Origin of the sequence: Microbacterium sp. NPDC077391 (genome assembly GCF_040686955.1) — a bacterium.
GTDB classification, from domain to species: domain Bacteria; phylum Actinomycetota; class Actinomycetes; order Actinomycetales; family Microbacteriaceae; genus Microbacterium; species Microbacterium commune.
Genome location: NZ_JBFBMI010000003.1, coordinates 532,164 through 546,608 on the forward strand (window position 1 = coordinate 532,164; position 14,445 = coordinate 546,608).

14 protein-coding genes and 1 tRNA gene are annotated in these 14,445 nt (G+C 64.9%); 8 read left to right on the plus strand and 7 right to left on the minus strand.

What is annotated here, in order from left to right; translation table 11 throughout:
- Nucleotides 1–23 precede the first annotated feature (23 nt).
- From AB0O65_RS10650 to AB0O65_RS10665, 4 genes are read left to right on the plus strand one after another with little or no spacing between them, the layout of a single operon-like run.
- Entirely contained in the window at nucleotides 24–269 is a 246-nt protein-coding gene (locus AB0O65_RS10650) for a (2Fe-2S)-binding protein (protein WP_313479867.1), read from the plus strand.
- The gene (locus AB0O65_RS10655) at nucleotides 266–1,645 is read left to right on the plus strand and encodes an FAD-dependent oxidoreductase (protein ID WP_363384882.1); all 1,380 of its coding nucleotides are present in this window, start codon (nucleotides 266–268) and stop codon (nucleotides 1,643–1,645) included. Before AB0O65_RS10650 ends, AB0O65_RS10655 begins: the two co-directional genes overlap by 4 nt.
- Nucleotides 1,645–2,646, plus strand: a complete 1,002-nt coding sequence (locus tag AB0O65_RS10660) for a proline racemase family protein (RefSeq protein WP_071641685.1) — start codon at nucleotides 1,645–1,647, stop codon at nucleotides 2,644–2,646. Before AB0O65_RS10655 ends, AB0O65_RS10660 begins: the two co-directional genes overlap by 1 nt.
- 46 nt (nucleotides 2,647–2,692) lie before the next feature.
- The gene (locus AB0O65_RS10665; protein WP_071641683.1) at nucleotides 2,693–4,165 is read left to right on the plus strand and encodes an aldehyde dehydrogenase (NADP(+)); all 1,473 of its coding nucleotides are present in this window, start codon (nucleotides 2,693–2,695) and stop codon (nucleotides 4,163–4,165) included.
- A gap of 149 nt (nucleotides 4,166–4,314) precedes the next feature.
- Here AB0O65_RS10665 and AB0O65_RS10670 read toward each other — a convergent pair whose 3' ends face one another.
- From AB0O65_RS10670 to AB0O65_RS10680, 3 genes are read right to left on the minus strand one after another with little or no spacing between them, the layout of a single operon-like run.
- Nucleotides 4,315–5,502, minus strand: a complete 1,188-nt coding sequence (locus AB0O65_RS10670; protein WP_083428633.1) for an amidohydrolase family protein — start codon at nucleotides 5,500–5,502, stop codon at nucleotides 4,315–4,317.
- Between the two features lie 25 nt (nucleotides 5,503–5,527).
- Entirely contained in the window at nucleotides 5,528–6,511 is a 984-nt protein-coding gene (locus tag AB0O65_RS10675) for a proline racemase family protein (RefSeq protein WP_177243793.1), read from the minus strand.
- Nucleotides 6,512–6,552: 41 nt separating this feature from the next.
- Nucleotides 6,553–7,482 carry a hypothetical protein gene (locus tag AB0O65_RS10680; protein ID WP_071641679.1) on the minus strand — a complete coding sequence of 310 codons (930 nt, stop codon included), beginning with the start codon at nucleotides 7,480–7,482 and terminating at the stop codon, nucleotides 6,553–6,555.
- Nucleotides 7,483–7,590: 108 nt separating this feature from the next.
- Between AB0O65_RS10680 and AB0O65_RS10685 the strand changes: the two genes are divergently transcribed.
- Both AB0O65_RS10685 and AB0O65_RS10690 read left to right on the plus strand, forming a co-directional pair.
- A tRNA-Ser gene (locus tag AB0O65_RS10685) sits at nucleotides 7,591–7,678 on the plus strand.
- 179 nt (nucleotides 7,679–7,857) lie between these two features.
- Nucleotides 7,858–9,354, plus strand: coding sequence for a tyrosine-type recombinase/integrase (locus AB0O65_RS10690; protein WP_363384886.1), 1,497 nt, complete (start codon nucleotides 7,858–7,860; stop codon nucleotides 9,352–9,354).
- A 74-nt stretch (nucleotides 9,355–9,428) separates the two neighbouring features.
- Here AB0O65_RS10690 and AB0O65_RS10695 read toward each other — a convergent pair whose 3' ends face one another.
- The 4 genes from AB0O65_RS10695 to AB0O65_RS10710 all read right to left on the minus strand — a co-directional run bounded on the left by AB0O65_RS10695 (nucleotide 9,429) and on the right by AB0O65_RS10710 (nucleotide 13,177).
- A complete protein-coding gene (locus AB0O65_RS10695; protein WP_363384889.1) occupies nucleotides 9,429–10,919 on the minus strand; it encodes a hypothetical protein in 1,491 nt (496 codons plus the stop codon).
- 3 nt (nucleotides 10,920–10,922) lie between these two features.
- Nucleotides 10,923–11,396, minus strand: a complete 474-nt coding sequence (locus AB0O65_RS10700) for a hypothetical protein (RefSeq protein WP_363384892.1) — start codon at nucleotides 11,394–11,396, stop codon at nucleotides 10,923–10,925.
- Nucleotides 11,397–11,518: 122 nt separating this feature from the next.
- Complete coding sequence (locus AB0O65_RS10705; RefSeq protein ID WP_363384895.1) at nucleotides 11,519–11,965, minus strand: prepilin-type N-terminal cleavage/methylation domain-containing protein; 447 nt, start codon at nucleotides 11,963–11,965, stop codon at nucleotides 11,519–11,521.
- 186 nt (nucleotides 11,966–12,151) lie between these two features.
- Complete coding sequence (locus AB0O65_RS10710) at nucleotides 12,152–13,177, minus strand: tyrosine-type recombinase/integrase (RefSeq protein ID WP_363384898.1); 1,026 nt, start codon at nucleotides 13,175–13,177, stop codon at nucleotides 12,152–12,154.
- 131 nt (nucleotides 13,178–13,308) lie between these two features.
- On the opposite strand from AB0O65_RS10710, the gene AB0O65_RS10715 reads away from it, so the two are divergent.
- Both AB0O65_RS10715 and AB0O65_RS10720 read left to right on the plus strand, forming a co-directional pair.
- Nucleotides 13,309–13,527 carry a hypothetical protein gene (locus AB0O65_RS10715; RefSeq protein WP_363384901.1) on the plus strand — a complete coding sequence of 73 codons (219 nt, stop codon included), beginning with the start codon at nucleotides 13,309–13,311 and terminating at the stop codon, nucleotides 13,525–13,527.
- Nucleotides 13,528–13,576: 49 nt separating this feature from the next.
- Complete coding sequence (locus AB0O65_RS10720; RefSeq protein ID WP_363384904.1) at nucleotides 13,577–14,434, plus strand: hypothetical protein; 858 nt, start codon at nucleotides 13,577–13,579, stop codon at nucleotides 14,432–14,434.
- Nucleotides 14,435–14,445: the final 11 nt, after the last annotated feature.

Sequence of the window (14,445 nt, forward strand, 5' to 3'; positions counted from 1 at the left end):
GTGCGGTGCGGGAGGGTCGCGGCATGAGCATCCGCATCGAACTCGACGGCGAAACGCTCGAAGGACGCGACGGCCAGAGCATCGCCGGCGTGCTGCTTGCGCACGGGCACCGCACCTGGCGCACCGCCGAGGGCGGCGAACGCGGCATCTTCTGCGGCATCGGGGTCTGCCAGGACTGCGTGCTCACCGTCAACGGCGTCGAAGGCGTGCGCGCATGCCAGCGCACCGCCTGCGACGGCGACGTGATCGAGAAGGAGACCCGCGCATGAGCGATACGGCGCGCCGGGTGATGGTCATCGGCGCCGGCCCCGCCGGCCTCGCCGCTGCCGCAGCCGCCGCAGACGCCGGTGCCGAGGTGGTGCTCGTCGACGAGGGCGAGCGCGTCGGCGGGCAGTTCTGGCGCCACCATCCTGTGCTCACCGACGAGCGTCTGCAGCATCAGCGCCGCCGCTTCGCCGATCTGCGCGACCGGCTCCGCGGGGTGCGCGTGGTGTCGTCGGCGAGCGTGTGGCGCGTCGAGGCCGGCCCACCGCTGCGTGCGCACGTGCTGATCGGCCCCGCCGATGCCGCGAACCGGCGGGCGGAGACCATCGAGGCGGATGCCGTCGTCGTCGCCACCGGCGCGCACGATCGTGTCCTGCCCGTGCCGGGGTGGACGCTTCCCGGCGTCACCTCCGCGGGCGCCGCGCAGGCGCTGGCCAAACGCGACGGGCTCGCACCCGGTGCGCGCACCGTGGTCGCCGGCGCCGGTCCGTTCCTGCTGCCGGTCGCGCAGAGCGTGGCGCTGATGGGCGGCGAGGTCGCCGAGGTCGTCGAGGCGACCGAGGCAGGACGGATGCTGCGCGGCTGGGGCGCTCGTGCATGGGAGCTCACCGCCGCCACCGCCAAGGCCGGAGAGCTCGGCTCGTATCTTGTCTCGCTGGCGCGGCACCGCACGCCGTACCGCTTCGGCAGCGCGGTCACCCGCATCCATGGGGGTGCCGCGGTGGAGGCTGTCACCGTGCAGCGGATCGACGCGGACTGGCATCCGATCGCGGGGACCGAGCGGACCGTCGAGTGCGACTCGGTCGCCCTCGGACACGGATTCACCCCGCGGCTCGAGGCGGCGATCCAGTTCGGCTGTGAGATCGGCTCCGACCGCTTCGTGCAGGTCGGCGACGACCAGGGCACCAGCGTCGCCGGTGTGTACGCCGCGGGCGAGATCACCGGGATCGGCGGCGCGGATGCCGCGCTCGCCGAGGGGGAGATCGCCGGTCTGGCCGCCGCGGGAGTGCCTGAAACGGACCGCCGCTGGAGGGCTCCGCTGGCCGCCCGGCGACGGATGCGCGCGTTCGCCGCGCGCCTGGACGTGCACCGCATCGGCCGGGGGTGGCCGACATGGCTCGAGGACGACACGATCATCTGTCGCTGCGAGAGTGTGCCCAAGGCGCGCATCGACGAGTATTCGTCCGCCTCGTCGCGCGCCATGCGCCTGTCCACCCGCGCCGGACTGGGCGCCTGCCAGGGCCGCACCTGCGGTCGCAGCGTGGAGGATGTGCTGGGGACGCGCTTCGACATCGATCGACGTCCCGTGCTGTCGTCGGTGCGGATCGGCGAGCTCGCCGCGCTCGCCGACACGACGACCACAATCACAGGAGGTATCTGATGCGCGCGCGTCGAACGATCCAGGCCGTGGACTCGCACACCGAGGGGATGCCCACGCGCGTCGTCACCGGTGGGGTGGGACGCATCCCCGGCGCGACCATGAACGATCGCCGCCTGTACGCGATGGAGCATCTCGACGGGCTGCGCGGCTTCCTCATGAACGAGCCGCGCGGTCACGCCGCCATGTCCGGTGTGCTGCTGCAGCCGCCGGCGCGGGACGACGCCGACTGGGGCATCGTGTTCATCGAGGCATCCGGGTTCCTGCCGATGTGCGGGCACGGCACCATCGGGGCGGCGACGGTGCTCGTCGAGACGGGCATGGTCGAGGTCACCGAGCCGGTCACCGAGATCCGCCTCGACGTCCCCGCGGGCCTGGTCATCGCGCGGGTGCGCGTGGAGGACGGCCGGGCCCTCGACGTCACCATCGAGAACGTGCCGAGCTTCGTAGACCGCCTCGACGAGCGCATCGACGTGCCGGGCATCGGCGAGATCAGCTACTCGGTCGCGTTCGGCGGCAACTACTACGCGCTCGTCGACCTCGAACAGGTGGGGCTACCTTTCGACCGCGCCCGGCAGGACGACATCCTCGCCGCCGGACTCGCGATCATGGATGCCATCAACACCCAGGCCCCGCCCGTGCATCCGGTGCTGCGCGGCGCCGACCACGTGCACCACGTCGAGTTCATCGCCCCCGGTTCGGATGCCGTGCGATCCCGTCATGCGATGGCGATCCACCCGGGCTGGTTCGACCGCTCGCCCTGTGGCACCGGCACCAGCGCCCGCATGGCCGAGCTGCACGCGAGGGGCGAGCTCGACCTGAACGTGCCGTTCGTGAACGAGTCGTTCATCGGCACCGAGTTCACCGGCACGCTGGTGGCCGAGACGCGCGTGGGAGACCGCCCCGCGGTGGTGCCCACCATCACCGGACGCGCTTGGGTGACCGGACTCGGGCAGTATCTGCTCGACCCGGACGACCCGTTCCCCGAGGGGTTCGTGTTCTGACCGCAGCGCGGACACCGCAGACAGACATCGAGACGAGGAGAGAACAGTGACAGAGAAGCCCATCGACGCCGTCGCCGCAGCCGCGGCCGTCGCCGCCCGCCCGTTCGCCCGCACCAGCCCCCGCGAGCGCGGCGCGGCCCTGGTCGCGGTCGCCGAAGCGCTGGAGAGCGCAGCGCCCGAGCTCATCGAGATCGCGATGCGCGAGACCGGCCTCACCGAGACGCGGCTGGCCGGCGAGCTGCGACGCACGGCCTGGCAGCTGCGCCTGTTCGCCGACACCATCGTCGACGGCGGCTACCTCGATGTGCGCATCGACGCAGCCGACCCCGACTACGTCATCGGTCCGCGACCGGACCTGCGCCGGATGCTGGAGCCGGTCGGCCCGGTGCTGAACTTCGCCGCATCGAACTTCCCGTTCGCGTTCTCGGTCGCGGGCGGCGACTCGGCCGCCGGACTCGCGGCGGGATGCCCCGTGGTGGTGAAGGCGCATTCCGGGCATCCGGAGCTGTCGCGGCGCACCGCCGAGATCGTCGCCGCGGCCCTCGAGGGCGCGGGGATGCCCGAGGGGAGCTTCCAGCTGATCAGCGGGCAGGAGAACGGCGTCGCGCTGCTGAAGGACGAGCGCATCCGCGCCGGGGCGTTCACCGGGTCGACGCACGTCGGCCGCATGCTGGCCGACATCGCCGCATCCCGGCCCGTGCCGATCCCGTTCTTCGGCGAGCTGGGCAGCGTGAACCCGGTCTATGCGACCTACGCCGATTCCGCACTGCTCGAGGCGTTCGTCACCTCGGTGTCGGGCTCGGCGGGGCAGCTGTGCACCAAGCCCGGGTTCCTGTTCGTGCCGGAGGGGTCGGATCTGGGTGCGGTGACGGATGCCGCCGGCGCCGTCGACGAGCACCGGCTGCTGAACCCGGGCATCGGGCGCGCGTTCTCGCAGCGTCGTGACGACGTGCTGGGCGCCGACGGGGTGACCGTGCTCTCGAAGGGGGAGGTGCGCACGGATGACGCCGGGCAGACCTACGCCACCCCGACCGTGGTGACCGTCGGCGTCGACACCCTGATGGCGAACCGCGAGGCTCTGCTCGAAGAGTCCTTCGGACCGCTGTCGGTGATCGTGCAGTACAGCGACAGGGATGCGCTACCGCAGCTGCACGTCGAGCTGTTCCCCGGCAACCTCACCTCGACCCTGCACGCACGCGCCGACGAGCTCTCCGACGGCTCGCTCGCCCCGCTGGTCGACGCACTCGCACAGACGAGCGGACGCGTGCTGTTCGGCGGGTGGCCTACCGGCGTCTCGGTGACGCCCGCCATGCAGCACGGCGGCCCGTACCCGGCGACCACGACCGATGCCACCAGCGTCGGCACCGCCGCGATCACCCGCTTCCTGCGCGGCGTGGCCTACCAGGGCGCCCCGCAGGAGCTGCTGCCCGCACCGCTGCGCGACGACAACCCGTGGAATGTGCCGCAGCAGCGCAGCGAGGCCGGTCGCTCGCACGAGTGGGGCTCATTCGCCCGCTGACCCGACCGGCTGGTCTCGCCTCTCAGCTGAGACCCGCGTTACGCCGAGACCCCCACGTGTGCGCAGGCGCACGTGGGGGTCTCGGCCTTGGATGGGGGTGTCGCTGAACCGTGGGTGTCGCTGAACCGTGGCTGTCGTCGGCTGCGTGGTCAGATGCGGGCGCCGGAGCGGATGACGCCGAGGCGTGCGTCCTCGCGCCACAGCGTCGAGGGGTCGGCGAGCGGGTCGGATGCCAGCAGCACGGCGTCCCCGTACGCGCCCGGTCGCAGGTGTCCCAGCGCGGTATCCCCGATCAGCTCGGCGTTTACGACGGTCATCGACTGCAGTGTCCTGGCGGCACCGCTGGCCTCGACCTGCAGACGCACCCCGGCGAGCTGGTCGTCTTCGAGGTCACCCATCAGGTCGCTGCCGAAGCCGACCCGCACGCCGGCGGCGTGGGCGAGCCGCACGGCATCCTGCCCCTTCGTCAGCACCTCGGCGTTCTTCGCGAGGGAGACGGCGTTCAGCCCGATCTCGGCGCCGCGGCGGTCCATCGCGTCGTACGCGGCCAGGGTGGGCACGAGGAAAGCACCCGCCTCTGCCATCATCTCGGCCGTCGCCTCATCGATGAGGTTGCCGTGCTCGATCGATCGGATGCCGGCGCGCACGGCGTGCTGCACGGCCTCGGACGAGTAGGCGTGTGCGGCGACGTAGCTGCCGCGGCGGGTCGCCTCCTCGACAACGGCGCGCAGCTCTTCGGGTGAGTACTGCGGGATCCGGATCGGGTCGGTCAGCGAGAACACCCCGCCAGAGGCCATCACCTTGATCGCGTGCGCGCCGGTGCGCAGCCGCTCGCGTACGGCGACGCGCAGGTCGTCGACGCCGTCGACGACCTCGCACATGTGCCCGTGCGAGAAGCACACGTCCACGTGCGCGGCGCGCGGATCGCCGTGCCCGCCGGTCTGACTGAGGGCGGGGCCGGTGAAGTGGTACCGCGGAGACGGGAACAGTCCGGCATCGATCGCCTGAGCGAGCCCGATGTCGCCGCCCGCGACGTCGCGCACCGTGGTGAAGCCCCGCTGCAGCGCCCGCGCGAGCCGGCGCGCGCCGTTGAGTGCGGCATAGCTGAGCGGGCCCCGCTCGTTCTCGAAGCCGTCCATGCTCGTGGCGTAGGCGTGGAAGTGCGCATCGATGAGTCCGGGGACGACCCAGAGGTCAGCCGCGTCGAGCGTCTGGGCGCGGGGATGCGGGTGCTCGCACACCCTGCCCTCGGCGATGTGCAGGTCGCGGCGCTCGAAGCGCTCGCCGTCCCAGACCTGGGCGCCGGAGATCGTCAGGGGTGCTGCGGGTGCGGACATGCTCATGTCTCCTCGGTTCTCTCGGTCAGCGCAGGCTGAAGCCGTCGGCGACGGGGTCGTTCTCGTCGAGTTCGAACGTGCAGGTGCCGACCCGGTGCGCCATGCCGCGGACTTCGGGGATGACCCCCTCTGTCGTGCGCTCGGCGACGCGCGCGAGGAAGCGGGTGCCGATGATCGAGTCGTGGGTGAGCGTCTCGTCATCGGCCAGCGCTCCGCTCGCCGCGAGCAGCGCCACTCGCGCCGCAGTGCCCGAGCCGCACGGGCTGCGGTCGACCTCACCGTCGGCGAACACGGTCACGTTGCGCTGGTGGGGACCCGCGTCGGTGCGCCCGAGATCGTCGAACAGGATGGTGCCGTAGACCCCCGAAAGACGGTCGTCCTCGAGCTGCGCGGCCGGATGCCCGTTGAGCGCCCACTTGATCTCGCGGCCGATCGCGATGAGATCGGTGGTGTGCTGCGGGGTGACCTCGAGCGCGACGACCGAGGCGGGCAGCGTCGCGTAGACCGCGCCGCCGAAGACGAGGTCGACCTCGACGTCGCCGTGCGACGTGCGCAGCGGGATGCCGCGGGCGAGCACCCGGGATTCGACGTTGCGGAAGACGATCTCGTCGATGCGCCCTGCGCTCTGGCGCACCAGCGCCTGCACGCGTCCGCTCGGAACGTCGATCGTCACCGCCGTCTCGCCGTCGGGGTCGGACGGGACTCGGCCGGTGCGCACCGCCCAGGCGCCGAGGGCGATCGTGCCGTGCCCGCACGCCGTCGAGAAGCCGTCCTTGTGCCAGAACAGCACCCCGAAGTCGGCGCCCGCGTCGTCGGGCGGGGTGATGAACCCGCCGTACATGTCGTCGTGGCCGCGCGGCTCGAGGCAGAGGAACCGCCGGATGGCATCCGCTTCACCGCTGATCGCCTCGATGCGGCGCTCGGCGACCGTGTCGCCGTGCGTGGGTGCGCCCTCGACGATGCGGAACGGCTCCCCGGCGGTGTGCCAGTCCTCGGTGCTCCACTGCATGCGTTCTCCTTCGATGCTCGGGTGGTTCCGTGGTCCGGCGCTCAGACGGCCAGCCGGGCGACGGCGAGGTCCTGCCAGCCCATGCCGCAGGTCTTGACGATCCGCGGGCGGTCGGTCGCGGCGGGAGTCGCGCCGGTGAACAGTTCGTGCATGGTCACGACGTCCTCGAGGCGCAGCATCCCCGCCTCTACGGCGACGATCACGTCACCGGCTTCGGATGCCGCGACCCGGCGGCTCTCCACGACGACCTGCGATCGGCCGACGAGCGCGGGGTCGAGTTCGGTGCGGTCGGGCTCGTGCGAGCCGATCGCGACGATCGTCGCGTCGTCGCGCACCGCCTCAGAGGGGAACAGGGGAGCGGATGCCGTGGTCGCGCACACGATGAGGTCGGCGGCCGCGATGTCGTCGAAGGTGCCTGCGCGCATGTCGGCGTCGGGCGCGTAGGAGCGGGAGGCCTCGACGGCGGATGCCGCGCGTCCGGCATCCCGCCCGATGATGCGCACCGAGCGCAGCGGGCGGATCGCCGCGAACGCCTCGACGTGACGGATCGACTGCGGCCCGGTGCCGATGACGACGAGGTCGCCGGCGGTCGCGCCGGCGAGCACGTCCGCGCAGGCGGCGGAGACCGCGGGGGTGCGCAGGCTCGTCAGCGCGGTGCCGTCGAGGATGGCAGTGGGCGCGAGGGTCTGGCCGTCGACGAGGATGTACACGCCCTGGATGCGCTCGAGACCCCGCTCGGGATTGCCGGGCGCGACTGTGGCGAACTTCTGCCCCACGGCGCCGCCCGCGGCGGCGGGCATGAGCAGCAGCTGCCCGTTGGGGACGTCGAGGATCTGCCGCGCGAGGTCGTGCTCGGGGTCGAAACCGTCTCGCAGCGTGCTCTGCACGGCGGCGATGGCGGCGGACATGCTCACCCGCTCCGAGAGCAGCTGCGCGTTGACCAGGGCGAGATCCGCGATGACGTCGGGCATGCTCCCAATCTAGGATCAAAACAGTAATATGTCACGCGCTATCGCTGTTCGGTGCGCGGGTCGGTCTCGATTCGCGAACGGGCGGACGGATGTCGTAAGCTGGACGACGGTGACGTGTCCGAGCGGCCGAAGGTGCAACTCTCGAAAAGTTGTGTAGGGTAACCCCCTACCGTGGGTTCAAATCCCACCGTCACCGCTCTAGACCCCTGATGAGACTGAGAAATCAGCTCTCATCAGGGGTTTTCTCTTGCCCAATCCCCTCTCGGAGGGTGCCAAATCGACGCATTTGGTGTCAATATGGGTGTTAATATTTCGTCCCTTCTCGGGGTAGGCTCAGCCGTGACAGACCCGCTCCTCTCCCACTGAAGGCAAGCCGTGGCACAGGCAAACAAGCGCACCCTCAACGGCATCCCGTCGTGGCAGGCTGTCCGTGTCTTCTCAGTGAAGCGAGCGGTCGTAGACCCCGAGACCGGCGCAGTCATCACGTTCGAGAAGGTGAAGAAGCGCCTTACCGGGTCAGGACCAACCAAGACCATCGCGGAGCAACGTCTTGAGGAGAAGGTCTCCGACTTCCGCATCCTCATGGCGAATGACCCCAACAACGCTGACCTCTTCCCCAAGAAGAAGCAGCAGGGGATCACCGTGAACGAGCTGCTTGACCTGTGGTTGGACTACAAGCAGGAGGGCGGGCGGAAGGTCCCGCTCGACCCTGCCACCGTGGACGAATACGAACGACGGATGCGAGTCCACATCCGCCCGCACCTCGGGCACATCCGCATCACCTCGCTCAAGCAAGAGCAACTAGACACGTTCATTTGGTCGACACTGCTCCGTGAAAAGCGGAAAGTGAAGGACCCTGAGACCGGGGAGATGGTGGAGGGGAAGGAACCTGCTGTCGGTCAGTCGCTCCGGCGCACCATCTACTCCATCCTCAAGCAGGCGCTTGATCTCGCCGTGAACCGCAAGATGATCGTCTTCAACCCCATCAACGGGGTGGAGCGTCCCGCACAGACTCGGATGAGCGACGACCATGAAGCGCGCATCGTAGAGAACCACTACATCCCCCGCCGCATCGTGAAGGCGCTATGGGGAGAGCCTGAGCTTGGACTGTGGATCTTGATGTTCATGGGTCTCAGAGCCTCAGAACGGTTGGGCATCGAACTCTCTTCGTTCCGTTACCTTGAGGACCCGACCAAGCCGACCGAACTGACGGTGAACAGGCAGCTTGACCGCAACCGCAAGACAGGTGAGTTCTTCATCAAGCGGAAGACGAAGACTCGGAGCGGCAAGCGCATCCTGATCCTGCCCGACGAGGTGTCCTCCCACCTCCTGCTGTGGAAGAAGCAGCGCGACAAGTGGGAGAAGGAAGGGAAGAAGAACAAGACGTGGAAGCCTGAACCGGGCTTGGAGAACCTGTTCTTCGTGAAGAGCGACGGAACCGCTATCCGCCCTCAGAAAGACCGCTACGCATGGACGCGGCTACTGACGAGGCTGAAGCTCCCCATCCACCGCGAGCACGACATGCGGCACATGACCGCCACGATGCTCGGAAAGGCAGGCGTCAACCCTTCCGTGGTTCGGATCATCCTCGGGCATTCGACCGTGCTCATGAGCATCTACTATCAGCACCTCGACAAGGCGGACACGCAGGCACCGTTGGAGCAGGTAGCTGAGCAGTTCAGCAAGGACGCTTACAAGACCAAGATCACAGCGCCCGTTGCGCTTGACGATGATGGAAGTGACGAGGGCATCGAAGTGCTTGATGCCACCGCAGAGGTCAGCAAGCTGCTCATCATGGGAGTCGGTGCTGAGGGCGAAGAGATTGACCCCGACAGTGCCGCGCCTGAGAGCGCTTCTGAGAGCCTCGACTGAGGAATATAGGGAACAGCCCCTCACGGAACCTTTAGTGGTCTGTGAGGGGCTGTGGTGCGGTCTGAGGCCATCTCTTAAGTAGGGCAGCGTCCGCTCTGAACCTTCTTCGTGTCAGAGGAGTAGAAGAACCACTCTTCCGGCACGTTCGCATTGAAGCCCTCCACGCAGAAGGATGCTGCGAAAGTGTTGTTGGAGGCATCAGCCTTCACTCCACCATTCGCATCAGGGGTAGTGGTGTTCCCGCCACCGCCGCTGCTTCCACCACCTGAACCGTTGAGGTAGTTGCTCCACCAACTCTCGGGCAGGTCGTCTGTCATTGAGAACTGAACTCCGCTTGGTCCACCACAGTCGATTGACGTTCCTACCGGTGCGGTTTGGCAGTAGCGCCCACCTTGAGCAGTGATGTATGAGTAGGTGCCGTCACTCTCGTACACGGACTTATCCGTGACGAAAGCCGCGTCAATCGCCGGGCGACCTGAGAATGCTTGATTAGTCGTTGAGGTGTAGAGAATGTTGATGTCATACAACTCACGGGTGGGCAGGTTGCCCTGATCGTAGCCGTTGCCGTAGTCCACGCAGTAGTAGTAGTAGTTGTCTTCACCTTGTCTTGGGTAGCGATCAGCAACGCCGTCTCCGTCGCTGTCAATCTTGCTAAAACCGTTACAGTTCGCGAACAGATCGGTCGGAGACTTGGTGATGATGATTGTGTACGTCCCGGTCGCGGGGAAAGACCAATCTGCTACATACTCAAACGGAGTGCTTTCGGTCACGCTGTGGACAGGTCCACGTCCGTTCACGCTCCACTGCTTCTGTGATGACGATGTGAGTTTGAAAACAGACAGGCTTGAGAGCGCTTCTTCTGAAGTCAGCATCGCATCGCTCTCACGAATGAAGTTACACAGGTTCTGACCTTGCTCGTCAGCGGAGGTGCGCAACGGAAGGAAGCGGTTGTATCCGAAGTAGACGGTGGCGCAGTCCCTCTTCAGCACAGTCATGAGGTCGGAAGCACTACTGATGTGACCGGCGGTGTAGTTGAAGTCGAAGGACATCGCGTTCCCCACCTTCCCCACGGCATAGTAGGCAGCCTGAGCAGCGAACGGGGTTCCGGTGTCGTACTTGTTCGCTGCTTGGAACTCTTCCCATGTCAGCATGCGGTTGGTTGAGGGCTTGTAGGTGCCGTCACCGTTGCCCGGAGTCGCTCCGGTTCCGCCGTCACCTCCTGTGCCGCCTGTGCCCCCTGATGAGCCGTTGTCGTTCTCGTAGTCATCACCTGCGGAGGAGACGAACTCGCCGTCCGCATAGAAGCGCACAGTGTTGTCAGGGGAGATGGGTCCGTCAGCACCGAGCGGGTAGCCTTCGTCCTCATTCCACGACTTCTCAATGTCGGTGGCGATGTTGCGAACGTCGCTTTGAGCGGTCGAAGCCCATGCGCGCTTCTGTTGTTCTGAGAAGATCGGGATTGCGATTGCGGCGAGGATGCCAACGATCACTATCACGATGATCAGTTCCAATACGGTGAAGGCTTCGTCTGCCTCCCTTCTTCTAGCTATTTTGATCATGCTCATGTCTTAGTCTCCTTGAGTGGTTTTCTTGGTTTGATACGCTCCTGTTCGCGTGTACTTCTGTTCGATCGACGAGTACTTGTACTCACCTTTGAGGGCAACGTTGGTGCCTCGCACGAAGAAACCGTCTGTTGCGTTCCCCCACACTGAAATACAGTTGTTGTTGGCTGACACCACGATGTTGATGCCTTGTATGTTCTTTTGCCCGCCCTCGCAAGCGGGGGTTGCGAGGACGATGTCTCCTGAGGCCGGGTTGCGGTTGAAGTAGGTTGCTACCGCGTCGGCAGCGGAACGAACATCGTTCTCTACCGGCTTCTTGAGATTTCCGTAGGTCATGCCGATGACAATGGGTAGGACAGCTGCGCTGAGAATCATCATGATGGTCAGAGTCACCATCAGGCTGATGAGGTCGAAGCCTTCTTCGTTGCTACTTGGCTGAGGCGTCTTGCGGGTGCTCAACTTATGTAAGAGGTTTGTCATAGTTCTGCTCCTTGATGTTGGGGGACACCCTTAATATCGGCATCCGAGCGAACTTTGAGTGGAAACAGGGAACGCCCCCGAAGATGGTTCTCGGGGGCGTTCATCGGAGAGAGCGAGTGGGATCAGCTTTCAGTGATTTTTCCTGTCTCACTTGTGTAAGTGATGGTTGTTGGGTCACCGTTCTCGTTGGTTCCAACGATGGTGTAGTCATCCCATGAACCGCTAGCGGTTAGCGTGGTGTTCGCGTCGGATACTTTGATATCCACAGTCGCAGCAGTGTCAGCAGCACCGTTTTGAACGGATAGGGTCACGTCAGCACCTGCGGCTGTTTGAGTGGATGAGATGTCAGTTGCGGTTGGTTTCTTCACTAACAGTGTTGCGAGTTGAGTGTTGGCGTTCTTCACGTCACTCTTCACGCCTGCGGTGATAGCACCTTTCTGTTGGTTCATGAAGATTGGGATTGCGATTGCGGCTAAGATCCCGATGATGACTACGACGATCATCAGTTCGATGAGGGTGAACCCTTCTTCTGAGCCGGTGTTACGAAGTTCTTGTAGTTTGTTTAGCATGTGTGCCTCCTGAGGATTAGGGCTTTGAGAGCCACTAATACAATCGGCACTTCTGCGGAGTTCGAGTCGATGTTCCCGAAACTCGTTCTTTCATAGTCATCTGTTATCAAACGTTCCCGAAAGAACGAGAAAACGCGTCCCCTCCCGCTATTAGATGAGAAGTGGGAGGGGACGCGTCCGAAGGGTTCAGGCGTTGAGGTAGTCAGCCTGAGCAGCGCGCTCAACTGTGGTGCGGTCGTAGGAGCGGAGCGTGTTCATGTCGCGGTGACCACTCACGGCGGCGATGTCCTTCTCGCTCACGTTCGCTTGGTTGGAGAGCGTGATGAACGTGGCTCGCAGCGAGTGGGACGAGTAAACATCTGTGGACGTGCTCACACCTGAAGCCGCCACTACGGAGCGAAGCAGCTCAGTGATAGCGATGTTCGGGTGAAGCATCGGCGTCGGCTGAACTCCCCGCTGACCACGAACCGCAGGGAACAGCGGAAAGTCAGGGGCGCTCTCTCGTGTGAAGCCGTAAGAGGCAAGAACGCCCACCCACTCATTCACGGCGCGCACAGGGTCAAGCAGGCGGTCAGCGGCTCGTGCGACCGGAACCGTGTGTCCCTTTCCGTGCTGATCGGTCTTGGAGAACCGCACCCGCACGTTCAGCCCGTCAATGGTGAGCGCGGGAGTGATGTCGGAGAGGGTGAGCGTCCCGATGTTGGAGGAGCGGAGCGCTGTGGCGATACCTAGAGCGATGAGAGCACGGTCACGAACCGCACGGGGGGTGTGCTTCTTGCTGAGGTGCTTATGGATGAGCTTGAGGTCCGCCACGGTGAACGCCTGAGCCTTACGGGGAGTGTGGTCGCGCAGCTGTCGGGTCAGACCTTCCATGAACGCCTTGACCAACTTCGTCTGAAGAGCGGCGTAGTAGGTCGGGTTCTCATAGGTGACGTGGCTCTTCACAGCGGCGAGAGTCTTGTTGATGGTGGAGAGGGAGCGGCCTTCGTCAGCAAGGTGACGAAGGTAGGACAGAACGCGCTCCACGAACACGCCTGTGCTGTCGGGGGCTGACGGGTAGAACTCCCATCCCTGCCGCTCGTAGTAGGCGAACAGAGACTTCATCGCCTGCGCGTAAGCCTTCTGCGTGCTCGTGGCGTTCTCATCACGAATGGTGGTGAGGATGCTGTCACGGTTTGGCGTGGCAACCGGGGTGGTGGTGAGGAGTTCCATCGTCTGCGTCCTTCCGACGATGGGTACTATCGCGGCAAGGCCGGACATTTCAAACTCAGAGAATCTCTCTTCTCTCAACTTCGTTCTCTAAGTGCCGATATCGTTGGCATCCCACCACTTGGAGGTCCCCCGTGACTATGACTACCGAACAGTTTGTTGATGAGTATGAGCAAGCAATGGAGCGTGCTCAGGCTGACGGGGCATCGACGCCCGAGAAGGTAATCGACAATGCCTTCAACTACCTCTCAGAAGAAGCGCAGGCGTTCTATCTCTCAAACCTCAACGTCGATGAAGTCCTGATGTGGAAGATTGAGGCTATCGAGAACCGCGTCGTAGGAAAGCCTCTCTAGCCCTTCAATCAGGCGCAGGGAGATCCGCCCAATCCATAAAATCGTTCGTATGGCAGATCATGAAGAGCGGCATCTGAACGCGCTCAAGTCGTTCGTTCTTCGTGCGCGGCGCATCAGAGCACACTCCCTCGCGCAGGACGCCAAGCTGCTGATGGAGCTTCAGAACCCGAAGATGACCATTCACTTCACCCCTGAGACAGGGGACATGCGAGTAACGATGAAGGTCCCTCCCGAAGAGCAGGTTGAGAGCGCCGCTGCTCGGGTGCGACCGCTGATCCTCAACACGGAGGACACCTACCACGCGAAGGTGATGAACGCGCTCCTCTACTTCGCTCAGAAGGCGGGTCTCTCCGCGACCGGGCTTGAGTCGATACGGGAGATGAAGCGGCAGTGGGCGAAGACCAACCCGAAGGGGAAAAGCCTCGGCTTCTACGAGGTGCGGGTTCAGAAGAACGGTGAGCCTGAGACACGCATCAGCGACAACGCGCTCGCGTTCTCGTGGATCTACGGCGATGTGGTTCACGCGGACACTGAGCGACGGGAAGAGGGGAAGGCGTTCGGTGTGGAAGAGCGCTACCGCGCCGCTGTGCCGGTCGTTGTTCGGCTGATGATGCTAGCGATGGTGACGCTGACCATCACTGAACGGTTGAACGCTGATGGGATGCTCCCGGACCTCGGCGGCGTCTTTGACGAAGATGTCGTGGTTACTGAGACTGAGATTGCCGTGAAGACGCAGGTGTTCGTGGCGGAGTATGACGAGAACGGCAAGATCCCGGAACCCCCGGACATGGATCAGGAGTTCGGTGAAGGGTGGGTGCCGTTCGCGGAAGCTTTCAAGGATCAGTTCCCCGCGACGGTCAAGCCTGAGGGCGCGGATGGGGAGCAGGAGACCGAAAGCCCTGACTGAGCCTGCTCGTA

What these genes read in the sequence shown, in the direction of transcription:
- AB0O65_RS10650 (WP_313479867.1), top strand. Translation starts at nt 24, where the DNA reads ATGAGCATCCGCATCGAACTCGACGGCGAAACGCTCGAAGGACGCGAC.
- AB0O65_RS10675 (WP_177243793.1), bottom strand. Translation starts at nt 6,511, where the DNA reads ATGCAGTGGAGCACCGAGGACTGGCACACCGCCGGGGAGCCGTTCCGC.
- AB0O65_RS10680 (WP_071641679.1), bottom strand. Translation starts at nt 7,482, where the DNA reads ATGCCCGACGTCATCGCGGATCTCGCCCTGGTCAACGCGCAGCTGCTC.
- AB0O65_RS10695 (WP_363384889.1), bottom strand. Translation starts at nt 10,919, where the DNA reads ATGAGCATGATCAAAATAGCTAGAAGAAGGGAGGCAGACGAAGCCTTC.
- AB0O65_RS10655 (WP_363384882.1), top strand. Translation starts at nt 266, where the DNA reads ATGAGCGATACGGCGCGCCGGGTGATGGTCATCGGCGCCGGCCCCGCC.
- AB0O65_RS10670 (WP_083428633.1), bottom strand. Translation starts at nt 5,502, where the DNA reads ATGTCCGCACCCGCAGCACCCCTGACGATCTCCGGCGCCCAGGTCTGG.
- AB0O65_RS10710 (WP_363384898.1), bottom strand. Translation starts at nt 13,177, where the DNA reads ATGGAACTCCTCACCACCACCCCGGTTGCCACGCCAAACCGTGACAGC.
- AB0O65_RS10720 (WP_363384904.1), top strand. Translation starts at nt 13,577, where the DNA reads ATGGCAGATCATGAAGAGCGGCATCTGAACGCGCTCAAGTCGTTCGTT.
- AB0O65_RS10705 (WP_363384895.1), bottom strand. Translation starts at nt 11,965, where the DNA reads ATGCTAAACAAACTACAAGAACTTCGTAACACCGGCTCAGAAGAAGGG.
- AB0O65_RS10700 (WP_363384892.1), bottom strand. Translation starts at nt 11,396, where the DNA reads ATGACAAACCTCTTACATAAGTTGAGCACCCGCAAGACGCCTCAGCCA.
- AB0O65_RS10660 (WP_071641685.1), top strand. Translation starts at nt 1,645, where the DNA reads ATGCGCGCGCGTCGAACGATCCAGGCCGTGGACTCGCACACCGAGGGG.